The organism is [Clostridium] innocuum, assembly GCA_012317185.1.
GTDB classification, from domain to species: domain Bacteria; phylum Bacillota_I; class Bacilli_A; order Erysipelotrichales; family Erysipelotrichaceae; genus Clostridium_AQ; species Clostridium_AQ innocuum.
In genome coordinates this window covers 2,924,752-2,939,162 of sequence record CP048838.1, presented here as the reverse complement: position 1 = coordinate 2,939,162, position 14,411 = coordinate 2,924,752, and the positions used below count along the sequence as shown (strand labels likewise).

At 46.4% G+C, this 14,411-nt stretch carries 14 protein-coding genes; all 14 read left to right on the top strand.

Features of this window, described 5'->3' with window-relative positions; translation table 11 throughout:
* Positions 1 to 11 precede the first annotated feature (11 nt).
* The 14 genes from G4D54_14290 (at position 12) to G4D54_14225 (ending at position 14,377) form a co-directional block, all read left to right on the top strand.
* Positions 12 to 794, top strand: coding sequence for an amino acid ABC transporter permease (locus tag G4D54_14290; protein QJA03532.1), 783 nt, complete (start codon positions 12 to 14; stop codon positions 792 to 794).
* The gene (locus G4D54_14285; GenBank protein QJA03531.1) at positions 787 to 1,533 is read left to right on the top strand and encodes an amino acid ABC transporter ATP-binding protein; all 747 of its coding nucleotides are present in this window, start codon (positions 787 to 789) and stop codon (positions 1,531 to 1,533) included. Before G4D54_14290 ends, G4D54_14285 begins: the two co-directional genes overlap by 8 nt.
* A 463-nt stretch (positions 1,534 to 1,996) precedes the next feature.
* Positions 1,997 to 2,227 (top strand): hypothetical protein, encoded by a 231-nt coding sequence (locus G4D54_14280; GenBank protein ID QJA03530.1) that lies wholly within the window; start codon positions 1,997 to 1,999, stop codon positions 2,225 to 2,227.
* A 262-nt stretch (positions 2,228 to 2,489) separates the two neighbouring features.
* Positions 2,490 to 3,326, top strand: coding sequence for an inositol monophosphatase (locus tag G4D54_14275; GenBank protein ID QJA03529.1), 837 nt, complete (start codon positions 2,490 to 2,492; stop codon positions 3,324 to 3,326).
* A gap of 59 nt (positions 3,327 to 3,385) precedes the next feature.
* Positions 3,386 to 3,892 carry an elastin gene (locus G4D54_14270; GenBank protein ID QJA03528.1) on the top strand — a complete coding sequence of 169 codons (507 nt, stop codon included), beginning with the start codon at positions 3,386 to 3,388 and terminating at the stop codon, positions 3,890 to 3,892.
* A gap of 102 nt (positions 3,893 to 3,994) precedes the next feature.
* Positions 3,995 to 5,047, top strand: a complete 1,053-nt coding sequence (locus G4D54_14265) for a glycosyltransferase family 4 protein (protein QJA03527.1) — start codon at positions 3,995 to 3,997, stop codon at positions 5,045 to 5,047.
* A gap of 45 nt (positions 5,048 to 5,092) precedes the next feature.
* Complete coding sequence (locus G4D54_14260) at positions 5,093 to 6,166, top strand: flippase-like domain-containing protein (GenBank protein ID QJA03526.1); 1,074 nt, start codon at positions 5,093 to 5,095, stop codon at positions 6,164 to 6,166.
* The gene (locus G4D54_14255) at positions 6,163 to 8,142 is read left to right on the top strand and encodes a glycosyltransferase (GenBank protein ID QJA03525.1); all 1,980 of its coding nucleotides are present in this window, start codon (positions 6,163 to 6,165) and stop codon (positions 8,140 to 8,142) included. Before G4D54_14260 ends, G4D54_14255 begins: the two co-directional genes overlap by 4 nt.
* On the top strand, positions 8,132 to 9,085 hold the full coding sequence (locus tag G4D54_14250) for an HD domain-containing protein (protein ID QJA03524.1): 954 nt from the start codon (positions 8,132 to 8,134) through the stop codon (positions 9,083 to 9,085). The genes G4D54_14255 and G4D54_14250 overlap by 11 nt, the downstream gene beginning before the upstream one ends.
* Before the next feature lie 187 nt (positions 9,086 to 9,272).
* Complete coding sequence (locus tag G4D54_14245; protein ID QJA03523.1) at positions 9,273 to 11,150, top strand: transcription antiterminator; 1,878 nt, start codon at positions 9,273 to 9,275, stop codon at positions 11,148 to 11,150.
* A 12-nt stretch (positions 11,151 to 11,162) separates the two neighbouring features.
* Positions 11,163 to 12,209, top strand: coding sequence for an aminopeptidase (gene ypdE, locus G4D54_14240; protein ID QJA03522.1), 1,047 nt, complete (start codon positions 11,163 to 11,165; stop codon positions 12,207 to 12,209).
* A 1-nt stretch (position 12,210) separates the two neighbouring features.
* Positions 12,211 to 12,534: a PTS lactose/cellobiose transporter subunit IIA gene (locus tag G4D54_14235; protein ID QJA03521.1), complete on the top strand. Its 324-nt coding sequence runs from the start codon at positions 12,211 to 12,213 to the stop codon at positions 12,532 to 12,534.
* A gap of 1 nt (position 12,535) precedes the next feature.
* Positions 12,536 to 12,868 (top strand): PTS sugar transporter subunit IIB, encoded by a 333-nt coding sequence (locus tag G4D54_14230; protein QJA03520.1) that lies wholly within the window; start codon positions 12,536 to 12,538, stop codon positions 12,866 to 12,868.
* 174 nt (positions 12,869 to 13,042) lie between these two features.
* Positions 13,043 to 14,377, top strand: a complete 1,335-nt coding sequence (locus tag G4D54_14225) for a PTS sugar transporter subunit IIC (protein ID QJA03519.1) — start codon at positions 13,043 to 13,045, stop codon at positions 14,375 to 14,377.
* The last annotated feature ends 34 nt before the right edge of the window (positions 14,378 to 14,411 follow it).

Sequence of the window (14,411 nt, the reverse complement as noted above, 5' to 3'; positions counted from 1 at the left end):
AGGAGATTACCATGATGATAGTAGCATCCGCAAAACCGGATGGGATGTTTGCCCAGGCCTGGTGGATTTTTCAGGACAACATTCCGCTGTTCTGGTATGGGATTAAGATAACACTGCTTCTGGCGGTGTGCGGTACACTGATCGGATTACTGATCGGTTTGCTGCTGGGAGGTATCCGTGCTGTGCGTATAGAAGAGCGCGATGCACTGCCCTCCCGCATAATTAAAAAGATACTGCACGGCTTTGTCGGTCTGTATGTATGGATTTTTCGTGGAACACCGATGATGGTACAGGCGCTGATCATCTATCACGGTCTTCGTCCGGTACTGAACTGGTCACCGGTAACTGCCGGTATTACGATTATTTCCATCAATACAGGGGCATATATGGCAGAAATCATCCGTGCCGGTATCCAGTCGATTGACAAGGGGCAGAATGAGGCAGCCCGCAGTCTGGGGATGACCTCCACACAGACGATGATGAGCATTATCTTACCTCAGGCGATACGCAATTCCTTCCCTTCGATCGGAAATGAATTTATTGTCAATATCAAGGACAGCTCCATGCTGAATGTCATCGGTGTGATTGAACTGTATTTCCAGTCCAGCTCCGTTGCAGGAAGTCTGATGCTGTATGTACCGACCTTTATCGTAGCGGCTATTCTGTATCTGCTGCTGACGACACTGGCAACCCAGCTTCTCTCCTTTGTTGAGGGGCGCATGAATATGCCGAGATCATCCGGGCCGTCTTCTCAGAGCGTACCGGTAGAAAGGGTGAGTGAAGTATATGAATAGCATCATAGAAATCAAGCATCTGAAAAAGCATTTTGGTTCGCTGGAGGTTTTGAATGACATTGATTTTCATTGTGACAAGGGTGAGGTTATTACCATTATCGGCTCCAGTGGAAGCGGCAAGTCCACGCTGCTTCGCTGCATCAATCTGCTGGAAACTCCGGATGCCGGAGAAATCCTGTATCATGACAAGGATATTCTGAAGGGTGAAATCAATATCAATGAACATCGAACGCATGTCGGTATGGTGTTTCAGTCCTTCAATCTGTTTAATAATAAAAGTGTGCTGGAAAACTGTATGCTCGGACAGATCAAGGTATTGAAGCGAAGCAAGGCGGATGCGAAGGAAAAGGCGATGCTGTTCCTGAAAAAGGTCGGTATGGAGTCCTTTGCGAATGCGAGTGCTATGCAGCTGTCCGGCGGACAGAAGCAGCGTGTAGCCATTGCCCGTGCCCTGTGCATGGAGCCGGAGGTTCTGCTGTTTGATGAGCCGACGAGTGCACTGGACCCGGAAATGGTTGGCGATGTTCTGGATGTGATGAAGGATCTGGCCAGAGAAGGTCTGACGATGATCGTCGTGACTCATGAGATGCAGTTTGCTCATGATATCAGCTCCCGTGTCGTATTTATGGACAAGGGTGTGATTGCAGAGGAGGGTACTCCACAGCAGCTGTTTGAGCATCCAAGGCAGGAGCGTACCAAAGAATTCTTAAAGCGTTACCGTATCAGCAGTCAGTCCTAGCGGCTGGCTTTTTTTATCATATGTCTGCGGTTTTCAAAATCCTGTGCACCTAATGAAAAAGAATCGTCTGCTCTTTTCAAGTATGTATATTTTATTTTCTTATGTTTGGTAGGTTTTATGCTACACTGTAGATACAAAAAAGGAGAGGCTGGTATATGAGTAACTATATAAATACTACAACCCATTCACATGGTATCCATACGCAAAGGCTCCGGCCTTTCAGTAGATCAACCGCTTGTTAGAAGCGTTTTTTCTTATGCTTTCATTCATTCTTTACAATGATTAAGTAGCTTACAGCTGAACACCGCTTGTCGGCGGTAAGGACTGCCTTGTTTTTGTTGCATCCGTTCCTGCGTATGAAACGAAGCAGCAGGTACCTCTATATACTATTATAGATTTTGTTTATAAAAAATCTCGCAGTAGAGGATAAAAGGAACAATTACAAAGGACGTATGGTATACTGATGGAGAAGGAGATAGATCAGGAGGTTATGGATATGTGTAACTTTCGTGATTTCATAGAACAAAGAGGTATTGAACAGGGCTTATTACTAAAAGCTGAAGGCAAGGTAGAAGGGAACGTGGAGGCAACACTTCTACATGTTAAAAAACTGGTGCAGAGAATCAATGTCAGTGCAATGGACGCTATGAATATACTGGATGTTGAAGATGATATTCGACCTGCGATTCTGTAGTCCCTACATCTATCCTGAAAAGCTATAACAAGCATAATCAAAGGGGCTGTGCAGTCACAGCTCTTTTCTGTATGTAATTCATAACAGACAGAAGTCCACCACCTCTGCGATGATAAGCAGATGATGGGAATTGTAAATCAATCATTCGCGAGGACTTGTTTTTTACGATAAGCGATAGTATACTGAACTGCATACAGAATCATGAAAATATAGCTTTGAACGCTGAAGTATAAGATGATAAGTCATGGAGAAGGGAGAAAAAATGAACTATCAAAAATTGTATGAATGCCTGTTTTGTGCTGTACGAACTGCCGGCATTGTTGCGAACATGATGCAGGCAACCATTGTCAATGAGGGCAAACAGGTGGAAGTGGTGGAGGATGAGGATGAACGCCATCTGCGCATGCGGGAAGCCAAAACCAGAGCCGATGAAATTGTTCAGGAAATTCTGTTACAGTCTGTATTACCGGAATATCAGGCTGTACTGAGTCTGGATGTGGAGGAGGATACGGCAAGCCGCACCTGCTTTTTGAAACAGGACTATGATTATACGCTTGTACTGGATCCGATCGATGGAACTCTGGACTATTTGCACCAGAAGGATACCTGGTCGATCTGCAGTGCCATTCTTCATGAGCATGATGTTCGTCTTGCTATTGTCTATTTTCCAAAGCGCGATATTATGTACACGTATGTGGAAGGGGTTGGCTGTCGGGTATATCATCGGCTGAAGCAGTGTACGGCGGCTGATGGCGAAGTGCTGTCTGTACAATGCGACAATACACCCTCTGTCGTATACAAAAACAGCCGTCTGTCACAGGATATCGTACAGCAGCTTTGGGAGCGCGGATTTCAGGTCGTCGATGACAGTGAACAGGAGCTGGGCTGTCCCGATGCCATTCTTGCCTGTATGAGAGGGGAAGGACTTGCTTATTTCTCCGATACCCGCAATATTCGCGATATTCTGCTCGGGGCAATCCTATCCAAGCTGGAAAATGGACACGCCTATGACTATGCTGGCAATGCAGCACGCTGGGCTTCCCATGGACGACAAAAGGAAATCGTCTTCAGTATTTTTGAAAAAAATCAAATATTTTAATAAAATTTAGGAATTCGGTACTTTTCATTCGTATATAAGAGTATATAGGAGGTAAACGGATGAAGGAGACTGAATTTTTTTATGAGCCCTGTGTCGATGAAGCACAGACAATTCGCAATATGAAGCGCCAGCTTTTGTTTTTGAAGCAGTATACGGCCTCGCTGCGTCTGCACAGCGTGCTGTATGGAGAGGATTGTGTACAACTGCAGGTGGAGGATGAACTCAGTGATTATCTGAACTATACCCGCAGCATTGTCCAGACATCGAGAAACGGCGGATATGTACATAGGGATCCCGTGCTGGATGCGATGGAGCGTCAGCGAAGAGCAAGGGAAAAGGTGATGGAGCAGGACCAGCGGGCCTATGTTCTCTTACAGGGAATTCTACAGCTGGAGGAGCAGGAAAAGGAGCTGCTGCTGGATGTATACGTGCGAGGCCTGAAACGGGAGCTGGTATTGCGCCATCAGGGAGACATTGTGGAAAGCACGCTGAATCGAAGGCTTCGCCGTGCCTGTCTGCACCTTGCTGCTCTGCTGCATCTGCAGGTTTTAAAGGAATGCTCTTAGTTACAAACTTGTAATACTTGCATTATGAGTTTCAACGTCTACAGGTTTATGGTATAATAATTTAAGGTGGTTATGAAAACCATGTGAACAGGAAGCGGAGGAATGGATTTGGATAAGAAAATCGTAATCAATATGCTGTCCAGTGCCGACAAGGTGGAAGGACAGGGTGTGGGGAGTGCCTATCTGGAGCAGGTAAATCTGGTTAAGGAAGGTGCGAGTGATCTGTTTACCGTTGAAATCAACAGCGGAAAGAAAGCTGATATCATTCACTCTCATACCATTGATCCGCAGAATTATCTGAAGATGAAGAATAATAAAAATGCAAACGTATGCTACGTGCATTTTCTACCGGACACGCTCAATGGAAGTATACAGCTTCCTAAGGCACTGTTTTCGGTGTTTAAAAAATATGTGATCAGCTTCTATAAAACAGCGGATTATCTGATTGTTGTAAATCCGATTTTTATGGAGGAGCTGGAGAAATACGGAATTGCTCGGGAGAAGATGATCTATATTCCGAATTATGTATCCAAGGAGCAGTTTTATGTGAAGCCGGTAGAGCAGCGCAATGCCATTCGTGAGCAATATGGAATCAAAGCGGATGAATTTGTCGTCATCGGTGTCGGACAGGTACAGACACGAAAGGGCGTGCTGGATTTTGTCGATGTTGCGAAAAAGCTGCCGGATGTGCGCTTTGTCTGGTGCGGAGGCTTTTCGTTTGGAAAAATTACAGACGGCTATGAGGAGCTGAAGAAGGTTGTGGAGAATCCGCCGGCAAACGTACAGTTTCCAGGCATTATCCCGAGAAGTGATATGAATGATATCTATAATATGGCGGATGTGCTGTTTATGCCATCCTATAATGAGCTGTTTCCTATGGCGATACTGGAGGCGGTGAATCTGCACAGGCCGATGGTGCTGCGCTCTTTAAAGCTGTATGAGGATATCTTATTTAAGAAATATCAGATGGCCGATGATAATGACAGCTTTGCCGAATTGATTCGTAAGCTGCATGAGGATCCGGCCTACTATGCGCGCTGTGCAGCTGACAGTGCCTATATCAGCGAATATTATTCCAAGGAGAATGTGCTCAGCATCTGGAAGGAATTTTATACGCGTGTATATGAGGAGCTGCAGGAACGCAAACGGGGGTAGAGAGGCGCTAGTGTTGCGCTTTGGCAGGAAGGCAGTTGAGGGTTCATGAAAAGTTCATTACGGAGTTATATTTTAAATTTTGTAGTCATCATCGGACTGACCGCTGTTTCTCTGTGGTTTGCACTGAAGGATAACTATCACGAAATCATGCATCTCATCAGCAGTATCTCCTGGTACTCGCTGCTCATCATTTTCCTGTGGGGAATGATCTATGTCATGATTTTAGGGCAGATCATCATGATTTTCGCCCGGCGCTATAAAAAGGACTACACGTACCGGCAGGGATTGAGCAATGCGCTTGTCGGAACGTTTTTCAGCGGGATTACACCAAGTGCCACCGGCGGACAGTTCGGTCAGGCATACGTATTCAAAAAGCAGGGAATCAAATACAGTGACGGGGCTAGTATACTGTGGGCGGATTTTATCGTCTATCAGACGACCATGATGATCTATGTCACAATTCTGTTTCTTTTGCGTTATACGCATTATATGGCAATTATCGGGCCGGCGTTTCTGGGGATTCTGATCGGCTATATCGTAAATGTATGTGTCATCAGTATCCTGTGGACGATGGCGCTGTTTCCACGTGTCTATGTAAAGCTGAGCGGGCATGCCGTGACGCTGCTGGCGAAGCTGCATATCGTGAAAAACAAGGAAAAGACACTTGCCGCCTGGACCATTCAGGTTGAAGGTTTTACCAAAGAAATCAAGGAAATGAAGCACGAAAAGAAAATCATATGCAAAACCGTGCTGTGGAATGTGATTCGTATGACGGTTCAGTTTTCCCTGCCGTTTTTCATCGCCTATGCGCTGAACCTGAATCTGGGGCTGGATAAGTTCGTGGATTGTCTGGCGCTGGCCAGCTTCGTGCTGATGACAAATGCATTTATTCCGATACCTGGGGCAAGTGGCGGTACCGAGCTGGTATTCGTACAACTGTTCAAATATCTGGTCGGCGGACTCAAGGCCAGCGGTATTATGATCCTGTGGAGATTTTCCACGTATCACATTGTAATTCTGGTAGGGGCATTTGTGTTTCTGCATTTGAAACGAACCTACGATGATGAAAAATATGGAAGACGGAAGAAACCGAAAGACATCAGGGAGGTGGATTCATGAGAATCGGGCTTTTTACCGATACGTATACACCGGATATCAACGGTGTGGTTTCCAGTATTGTAACCCTGCAAAGGGAGCTGGAGAAAAACGGACATGACGTTTATGTCATCACCAATCACAAGGCAATGACGATGAAAAAGGAAGGCAATGTACTGCGGCTTCCCGGACTCGAACTGAAATGGCTGTACGGCTATAAGCTGTCTACACCCTATCATTTCAGTGCCCGTGATGAAATCAGGAAAATGCAGCTGGATGTGATTCATGTGCATACGGAGTTCGGTGTGGGCATGTTTGGCCGTATCGTTGCAAAATATCTGAATATCCCGGTTGTGACAACCTATCATACAATGTATGAGGATTATACGCATTATGTAAACCGTTTTGAAATCGACGAGGTGGATAAGGTGACGAAGAAGGTGGTCTCCACCTTTTCCCGTTCGATATCCGACAGTGCGCAGGCAGTGATTTCACCAAGTGAAAAAACGAAGGAAACGCTGTTGAAGTACGGGGTGAAGACACCGATCTATGTCATACCGACCGGACTGAATTTTGAGAAATTTCATCCGGATAATATTGATCCTGCCCAGGTGCAGGAAATCCGCAGACAATATGGTATTCAGGAGGATGAACGCCTGATTGTGTTTGTCGGTCGGATTGCACAGGAAAAAAGTATTGAAATACCCATTGAGGGCTTCCGTTATGTAAGCGATGCGAAAATCAAGCTGATGATTGTCGGGGGAGGACCGCAGCTGGAGGAGCTGCAGAAGCTGGTGCAGCGCTATCATCTGGAGCAGCAGGTGATTTTTACTGATAAAAAGCTGCCGGAGGAAATACCGGCCTATTATGCATGTGCGGACTGTTTCGTGTCTGCATCTCTGACAGAAACACAGGGGATGACCTATATTGAAGCACTGGCGTGCGGTTTACCGGTCTTTGCCCGCTATGATGATGTGTTGAAGGACCTTGTCATTGAGGAGGACAGCGGCTTTCTGTTTGAAACCCCGCAGGAATTTGCAGAGAAGCTGACGGACTTCATGCACCGGAGTGCTGATGAACGTAAGGCCTTTTCCCGGCGTGCGCTGAGTAAAATCGTCAAATACGATTCCAGAGTATTCTATTCGAAGGTGCTCAGTGTATATTATCAGGCAATCAATGACTTTGAGGATGCCTACGAGGTTATCAAAATCAAAACGCTGGATGATTATGTGCGCATCTATGTGCAGAACGACAAGGAGGATCAGCCGCAGAAGCTTCTGATAGATCTGGACGATTACTTCACCTATAAAATCCGTCTGCATACAATGCTTGACCGCTACACCGTTGCGCATTTTCAGCGGAAGGAGATAGTGCTGGAGGCCTATCGCGGAGCGATTCGCAAGCTGCGTATGCGCGATTATACCCGCAAGGAAATGGGCACCTGGCTGCATCGGCAGCCGGGCTTATCCGTTGAGGATGTGGAGGGCTTGTTAAGTGAGCTGGAGGAAAAGGGTTATATCAATGATAATCTGTATATGCAGCAGAAAATCGAAAAGATGCAGTTTTCTCTGAGTGGCAAGGGGAATATACGGCGGACCCTGATCAATAAAGGAATATCTGCGGAGGATGTCGATGAGGCATTGTCCGGTCTGGATGATGAGGAGGAGCGTCTGCGTGCCTTGAAAATGGCAGAAAAGCTGATGGCAACCATTAAGGATAAATCCAGAAAAATGAAGAAGCAGACCATCGTACAAAAGCTGATATCGCTTGGCTTTGACAGTGATATCGCCAGAAGTACCTCGGAACGCTTGAATTTTGAAGAAGAAGATGACAGTGATGCGCTGAATAAGACGATTGCTAAGGCAATTCGTACATACAGCCGCAAGCTGAGCGGACAGCCGCTGAAAAACAAGGTGCTGGTATATTGTATGCAGAAGGGCTTTCTGCGTGAGGATATCATGAACCATCTAAATGAAATGGAGTGGCGTGATGAGCAATAAAATTAAAGATTTATACGACGGATACAAGGGAGAGCTGACAGCGCTGATTATCAGTATGAACCGCGGTGTAACAGCAAAGGGAGCACCGTACCTGTCCTTTGTGTTTCAGGATAAAAGCGGCAGCATTGATGCGAAATACTGGAATGTAAGTGAGGAGCTGCTGCATAAATTTCAACCCGGTATGCTGGTGGAAATGAGCGGGGATGTGCTCTGTCATCAAAAGCAGCTGCAGTTTCGTGTACAGCAGATGAAGGAGCTGGAGAAAGAAGCGGATATCTCTGATTATGTAAAGGAAGGACCGTTTTCCCAGCAGGCACTGCATGAGAATATCCAGCTTTATATCGATGAAATTGAAAATACGGTTATGAAGCAGCTGGTATGCGGGATATTGAAGGATCATGAAAAGGATTTCTTTGAATATCCGGCTGCGACACGAAATCACCATGATTTCTATGCAGGACTGGCAACGCATGTACTGGGGATGCTGCAGCTGGCAGAGCAGCTGTGTCATTTGTACCCGATGCTGGACAGGGATCTGCTGTACAGCGGTGTCATCCTGCACGATGTGGGAAAGACTGTGGAGCTGAGCGGTGCCATTGTCAGTGAATACACCACACAGGGAAAGCTGCTGGGACATATTTCCATTATGCAGGCTGAGGTATTGGCAAAAGCAAAGCAGCTGGGTCTGGAGGATTGTGAGGAGGCCATGCTGCTTCGTCATATGATTTTATCCCATCACGGGGTGTATGAATACGGTTCACCTGTGCTGCCAATGATACCGGAAGCAGAAATGCTGCATATGATCGATAACATTGATGCACGGATGAATACTCTGCACAAGGCATTGGAGCCGGTACAGGCAGGAGAGTTCACACAACGTGTATTTGCATTGGAAAATCGTTCGTTTTATAAAAGCAGATACAAAAATTCAGACGGTAAATAGACGCAAAAGCGCTTATTTACCGCTTTTTTTCGGCACTTTTCCAGTTTGTGGATAAATTTTTCATATTTCTTGTGAAATAGTTAATCTTTTTATTTTTAGAAACTTTCGATATACTAACCATGCAAGCTGATAACGCTTTCACCTAAGCGTCAGCAACCCCATCCATAGGAAAGGAGGAAACAGCCAAATGAGAGAAAAACGAATACTGGAAGAGCTTATGAATGCAGATCAGTATTGCAGTCTGGAATACTTCTCCAGACAGCTGCAGGTATCGACCAGAACCATCAGCAATGATATCAAATATCTGATGCAGGATGGTGAGCGTAACGGCTTTCGCATCCATCTGAAGCGGCGCTTTGGCTACTATCTGGAAATCACGGCACCCCAGAAATTCAAACAGTATATGCAAAGTGACGAAGACAGTATGACCATCAGCAGTAAGGAGCGTGTTGACACTATCATCGCCCTGCTGCTTCTGCAAAGTGACTACATTACGCAGGAAACAATCGCCGATACACTGGCCGTCAGCAAATCCATCATAAAGGTTGATATGGTCAAGGTAGAAAAGGCATTGTTTGAGCACAGCATATCCCTGATTAAAAAAGCACATTACGGCATCAGCTTATCGTGTGAGGGCATGATGCGCAAGCTGTATCTGCTGGAGCTGCAGGAAAAAGACAATCCCTATATGAAGAAAATCATGGATCACTATCTATCCCAGCAGCATATACAGCATTTGGAAAAGCGGCTGATTACCCTGCTGAAGCAATATCGGCTGAACACCAATTATATTGAGCTGAAAAAAATCGACCTGTTCCTGAAGGTCACGGTGCTTTTGGCGGAAAAGGGGATTGTATCCGCTGCAGGCGCGATAGACAGCAGTGTCCATAAGCAGATGGCAGGCGAGCTGGCAAATGTGATTCAGGAAATCTATCAGGTGAAGCTGAGTAGCGGAGATATCTGTGATATCGGCAATTATCTGAAGCAAAAGACAAAGCCGAGCGATGTCTATCTGTACGATGAGGGTCTGATTCAGGATATCGAGGTCTTTCTGCAGGATGCCGATGAACAGTATCATACCCAGTTCAATGCCGACGCAGAGTTTAAAAAGAGTCTTCTGGCACATGTATCCCTGCTGCTGGACCGGCTGCATCAAAGCATATCCTTCTCCAATCCGCTGGTTCACGAAATCAGTGTGAAGTATCCGGTGATTTTCAATATCTGTATCCGCTTTGCCGGTATGCTGGAGGAGAAATATCATGTGAAAACCACGCAGGATGAGATCGGATTCATCGCAACACACTTTGCCGCACATATGGAAAAGGAGCTGCATCACAAGCTGAATCTGTATCACCGCATTGCCATCATCTGTTCCAGCGGTGGCGGAAGTGCCTTTCTGATCAAGCTGAAGCTGGAAACGATCTTCTCCTCCAGTAATATTGAAACCTTCTCTTTACTGGAGCTGGACGAGGTTCGCTCCTATGAGCCGGATATCATCTTCACCATTAAGCAGCTGGATGAAGCCTTCGATGTTCCCATCGTTCTCATCAAGGAGCTGCTGGATGATGCGGATATTCAGAAAATCAAGAATATGCTGGAAACAGATGCATCTCTTGTTCTGCAGGAGCGCTCCTTCGCTTCACTGTTTCGAAAAAACGCATTCCATATCTTTCAGGAAGGAAGCTATGCCGATATGGTTTCCTGTATGGCTGCAAAGCTGGAACAGGAAGGCTATTGTGAAGCAGGCTATGCAGCTTCCGTGAAACAGCGCGAGGAAGTGTTATCTACCGTGTATAACAACGGTATAGCAATTCCCCATCCCCTTGAAATGTGCGGCAGAGGAAATATTCTGTCGGTGGGGATTGTAAAGCAGGAGGCAGTGGTTCGCGAGCTGCCGGTGCAGGTCATCTTTCTGGTCGATCTTGAGAAGGGGGATTTGAAGCTGCATCAGAATATAACCAGAGTATTGTTTGAGGTTATGAGTGATACGGCACTGATTGAAAAGCTGCGACGTGCAGAATCCTATGAGGATTTCATGAAATGCATATCGCATCTGAAATTTTAAAGGAGGGACTTTATGAATATACAATTCTTAGAAAAGCTGTCCAATGCGGACGGCATCGCATCCAATGAACAGGAGGTACGGGATGTTCTGGTGGATGAGCTGAAGGAGTATGCCGATGAAGTTTCCACGGATCATCTTGGCAGTATTATCTTCAAAAAGGGAAACAGGGGGCCGAAAATCATGCTGTGCGCTCATATTGATGAGGTCGGCTTCATTGTTCGCAGTGTATCCGATATGGGACAGGTCATGCTGATGAGTGTGGGCGGTGTAAAGCCGCTGGCACAGTTTATGCAGAAGGTACGTATCACGACAGAGGATGGTAAGAAGATTCACGGTATCATCCAGGCAACCTATGAGAACAACGCCGCCACCAAAGTCTATGTGGATCTGGGGGCACAGACTGCACAGGAGGTCTATGATCTGGGCATTCAGGTCGGGGATATGGTGACCTATACGACAGAATTTGAACACTTTGCCTTACCGAATGTCGTGGCAGGAAAGGCGTTTGATGACCGCCTTGGCTGCTTCATCATGGGGGAGGTATTGAAACGACTGCAGAGCATCGATCATCCCAATACCGTTTACATGGTGGGAACCTCCAGTGAGGAGGTCGGAATACGCGGGGCAAAAACCGCTGTATACAGGGTGAATCCGGATGTGGTATTCCCGCTTGATGTTGCCTGCTTTAACGATGAATTTGTTCGCAATCATACCAATCAGCGCCAAATCGGCAAGGGGATGATGCTGACAAACTTCGATCGCACACTTGCTCCCAATCGTGCCCTGATACGTCGTATCAAGGACACGGCAAATACATTGCATAAGCCATTGCAGCTGGATATGTTTAATGGAGGAGGAACCGATGGCGGGGAGGCTCACAAAAGCCGGGATGGAAAACCAACCGCTGTCAGCTGCCTGCCTGTGCGCTATGGACACTGTGCCTATTCAGTTGCACATCTGCAGGATATTGCGGACGCCATCGATATCTTTACAGAGCTGATTGCCAATTTTGACGAAGCAGCGTATCGTACATCAACAAATTTTTTGAAAGGAGTCTAGCATGACAGAATTAGAACAGCAGATCATCGGCATTATTTCCGCTGCCGGTGACAGTAAGGGGAAGGCATTTGAAGCCCTTCGCAAGGTAAAGGAAAGCGATTATGAGGGAGCTCGCGCACTGCTTGAGGAAAGCAGAAAAATCGATCTGGAGGCACACAAAATCCAGACCAAGCTGATTCAGTCGGAAATGGATCCGGAGGCTGAAAAGCCGGAGCTGTCACTGCTCATGGTTCATGCGCAGGATCATTATATGACCAGCCAGCTGGCAAGAGACGTCATTGAAGCACTGGTAGATGTATTTGAAGCAAAAGAAGGAGGAAACTAACATGAGAATTTTATTATGCTGTGCAGGTGGCTTCTCCACCAATATGCTGATGCAGAACATGAAAAAGGTAGTAAAGGAAAGCGCAAAGCTGAATGAAGAGGATTTTAAGTTTACGGCGATTCCCGCTGACTCTCTGGAGGAGGAAATCGACAACTGGGACGTGGTTCTGGTCGGGCCGCAGGTATCGCATAAGATTGACTTCATCGAGGCTGTATGCAAGCCGAAAAACGTTCCGTTTGCGGTAATTGACAAGGATGTATACGGACAGATGGACGGAGCAACCGTATTAAAGCTCGCTCTGGTTACACGCAAGAAACACGAAATGGGAAAGTAATCCCTGATTTAGAATCATAAAATGCTATGCGTCTTCATTTTCAGACCCGTCTCATAATACTTCATCAGGCTATGCGATGGATGAGCAGGCGTATTTCCTTTAAGAGTGCCCGCTTCTTGCTTCATGTGAAGACAGCATATATTAAGAGCGTATATAAATAGAAAGGAATCTAGTATGTTTAATAAATTTGAGGCATTTATGAACAAATGGCTGATGCCAATTGCTCAAAAAGTAGATAAACAGCGTCATCTGAGTGCCATTAAGGCATCCATGGTGGCCATGACACCATTCACGATTCTGGGAAGCTTCTTCGCCATTATCCCTGCATTACCAAACATGATTGGAGAAAATAACGCATTCAGTCAGTTCATTCTGAACAATGCGGAGCTGCTTGACCTGCCGGTTACCTTATCCATCGGTATGATGAGTGTATACGTAACCATGTGTATTGCATATAATCTGGGAAATCACTATAAGCTGTATATTCCGGGCTGTATCACTCTATCCACCTTTGCTTTCCTGTTTGTAGCTGCTGAAAACGTAGAGGGCGGTATCAGCATTGCCAATTTCGGGGCAAAGGGTCTGTTCTGCGCCATGCTGGTCGGTATGGCTGCTACGGAACTGTATCGCTTCTGTAAGGAAAAAAATCTGACGGTCCGCATGCCGGAGGGGGTACCGGACTTTGTATCCAAATCCTTTGAGCTGATTCCTACAACCATCATCGTTGCCGGAACCTTCATTGCTGTACGCTTCTTCTCTCAGCAGATTTTCGGAGCACTGCCTCCGCAGATTCTGACACAGTTTCTGGCACCGCTGGTTGGTTCCATGGACAACCCGTGGGCAGTGTTGTTCCTGCATTTCATGATCTGTCTGATCTTCTTCTTCGGTATCCATTCATCTGTCTTCGGACCGATTACACGTCCGATCATGGCTACCTTTATTGCGGAGAATATCATCGCAAGACAGGCCGGAGAGCCTCTGCCACACTTTTATACGGCTGGTACCTCTAGTGCGTTCTTTGGATTCACCGGTGCCGGTATCACCATCGGATGCGTCGTGGCGTGTATGCTGTCCAAATCCAAGCGTTATCGTAAGATCGGACAGGTCGCATTGTTCCCGTCACTGTTCGGTATCAATGAACCGATTCTCTTCGGTGCTCCGATCATTCTGAATCCGATCATGTTTATTCCATTTGTATTCGGTGGTGCCATCATCGGTACCATGCCAATGTTCTTGATGCACTACGGTCTGCTGGACAAGCCGTTCTTCGATCCGCCTTATGTCGGCGTCTTCCTGGAGGGATTCCTGACAAACGGGGACTGGAGAGTTATTCTGGCCTGCGGTGCACAGCTGATTCTGGCGATTCTGCTCTATCTGCCGTTCTTTAAAATCATGGAGCGTCAGGAGCTGCGTGAGGAGGAAGCAAGAGCAAAGAAGGCTGAGGAAGCAAAAAACATCTTCTCGGATGATGAAGAGGCTTTACTGAACGATCTTGATCTTGATTTCTAGCAATAGCCAGCGGCATCCGTTTGCGGGTGCCGCT

Coding starts and splice junctions, on each gene's coding strand:
- G4D54_14290 (QJA03532.1), top strand. CDS start 12: ATGATGATAGTAGCATCCGCAAAACCGGATGGGATGTTTGCCCAGGCC.
- G4D54_14285 (QJA03531.1), top strand. CDS start 787: ATGAATAGCATCATAGAAATCAAGCATCTGAAAAAGCATTTTGGTTCG.
- G4D54_14280 (QJA03530.1), top strand. CDS start 1,997: ATGGAGAAGGAGATAGATCAGGAGGTTATGGATATGTGTAACTTTCGT.
- G4D54_14275 (QJA03529.1), top strand. CDS start 2,490: ATGAACTATCAAAAATTGTATGAATGCCTGTTTTGTGCTGTACGAACT.
- G4D54_14270 (QJA03528.1), top strand. CDS start 3,386: ATGAAGGAGACTGAATTTTTTTATGAGCCCTGTGTCGATGAAGCACAG.
- G4D54_14265 (QJA03527.1), top strand. CDS start 3,995: ATGGATTTGGATAAGAAAATCGTAATCAATATGCTGTCCAGTGCCGAC.
- G4D54_14260 (QJA03526.1), top strand. CDS start 5,093: ATGAAAAGTTCATTACGGAGTTATATTTTAAATTTTGTAGTCATCATC.
- G4D54_14255 (QJA03525.1), top strand. CDS start 6,163: ATGAGAATCGGGCTTTTTACCGATACGTATACACCGGATATCAACGGT.
- G4D54_14250 (QJA03524.1), top strand. CDS start 8,132: ATGAGCAATAAAATTAAAGATTTATACGACGGATACAAGGGAGAGCTG.
- G4D54_14245 (QJA03523.1), top strand. CDS start 9,273: ATGAGAGAAAAACGAATACTGGAAGAGCTTATGAATGCAGATCAGTAT.
- ypdE (QJA03522.1), top strand. CDS start 11,163: ATGAATATACAATTCTTAGAAAAGCTGTCCAATGCGGACGGCATCGCA.
- G4D54_14235 (QJA03521.1), top strand. CDS start 12,211: ATGACAGAATTAGAACAGCAGATCATCGGCATTATTTCCGCTGCCGGT.
- G4D54_14230 (QJA03520.1), top strand. CDS start 12,536: ATGAGAATTTTATTATGCTGTGCAGGTGGCTTCTCCACCAATATGCTG.
- G4D54_14225 (QJA03519.1), top strand. CDS start 13,043: ATGTTTAATAAATTTGAGGCATTTATGAACAAATGGCTGATGCCAATT.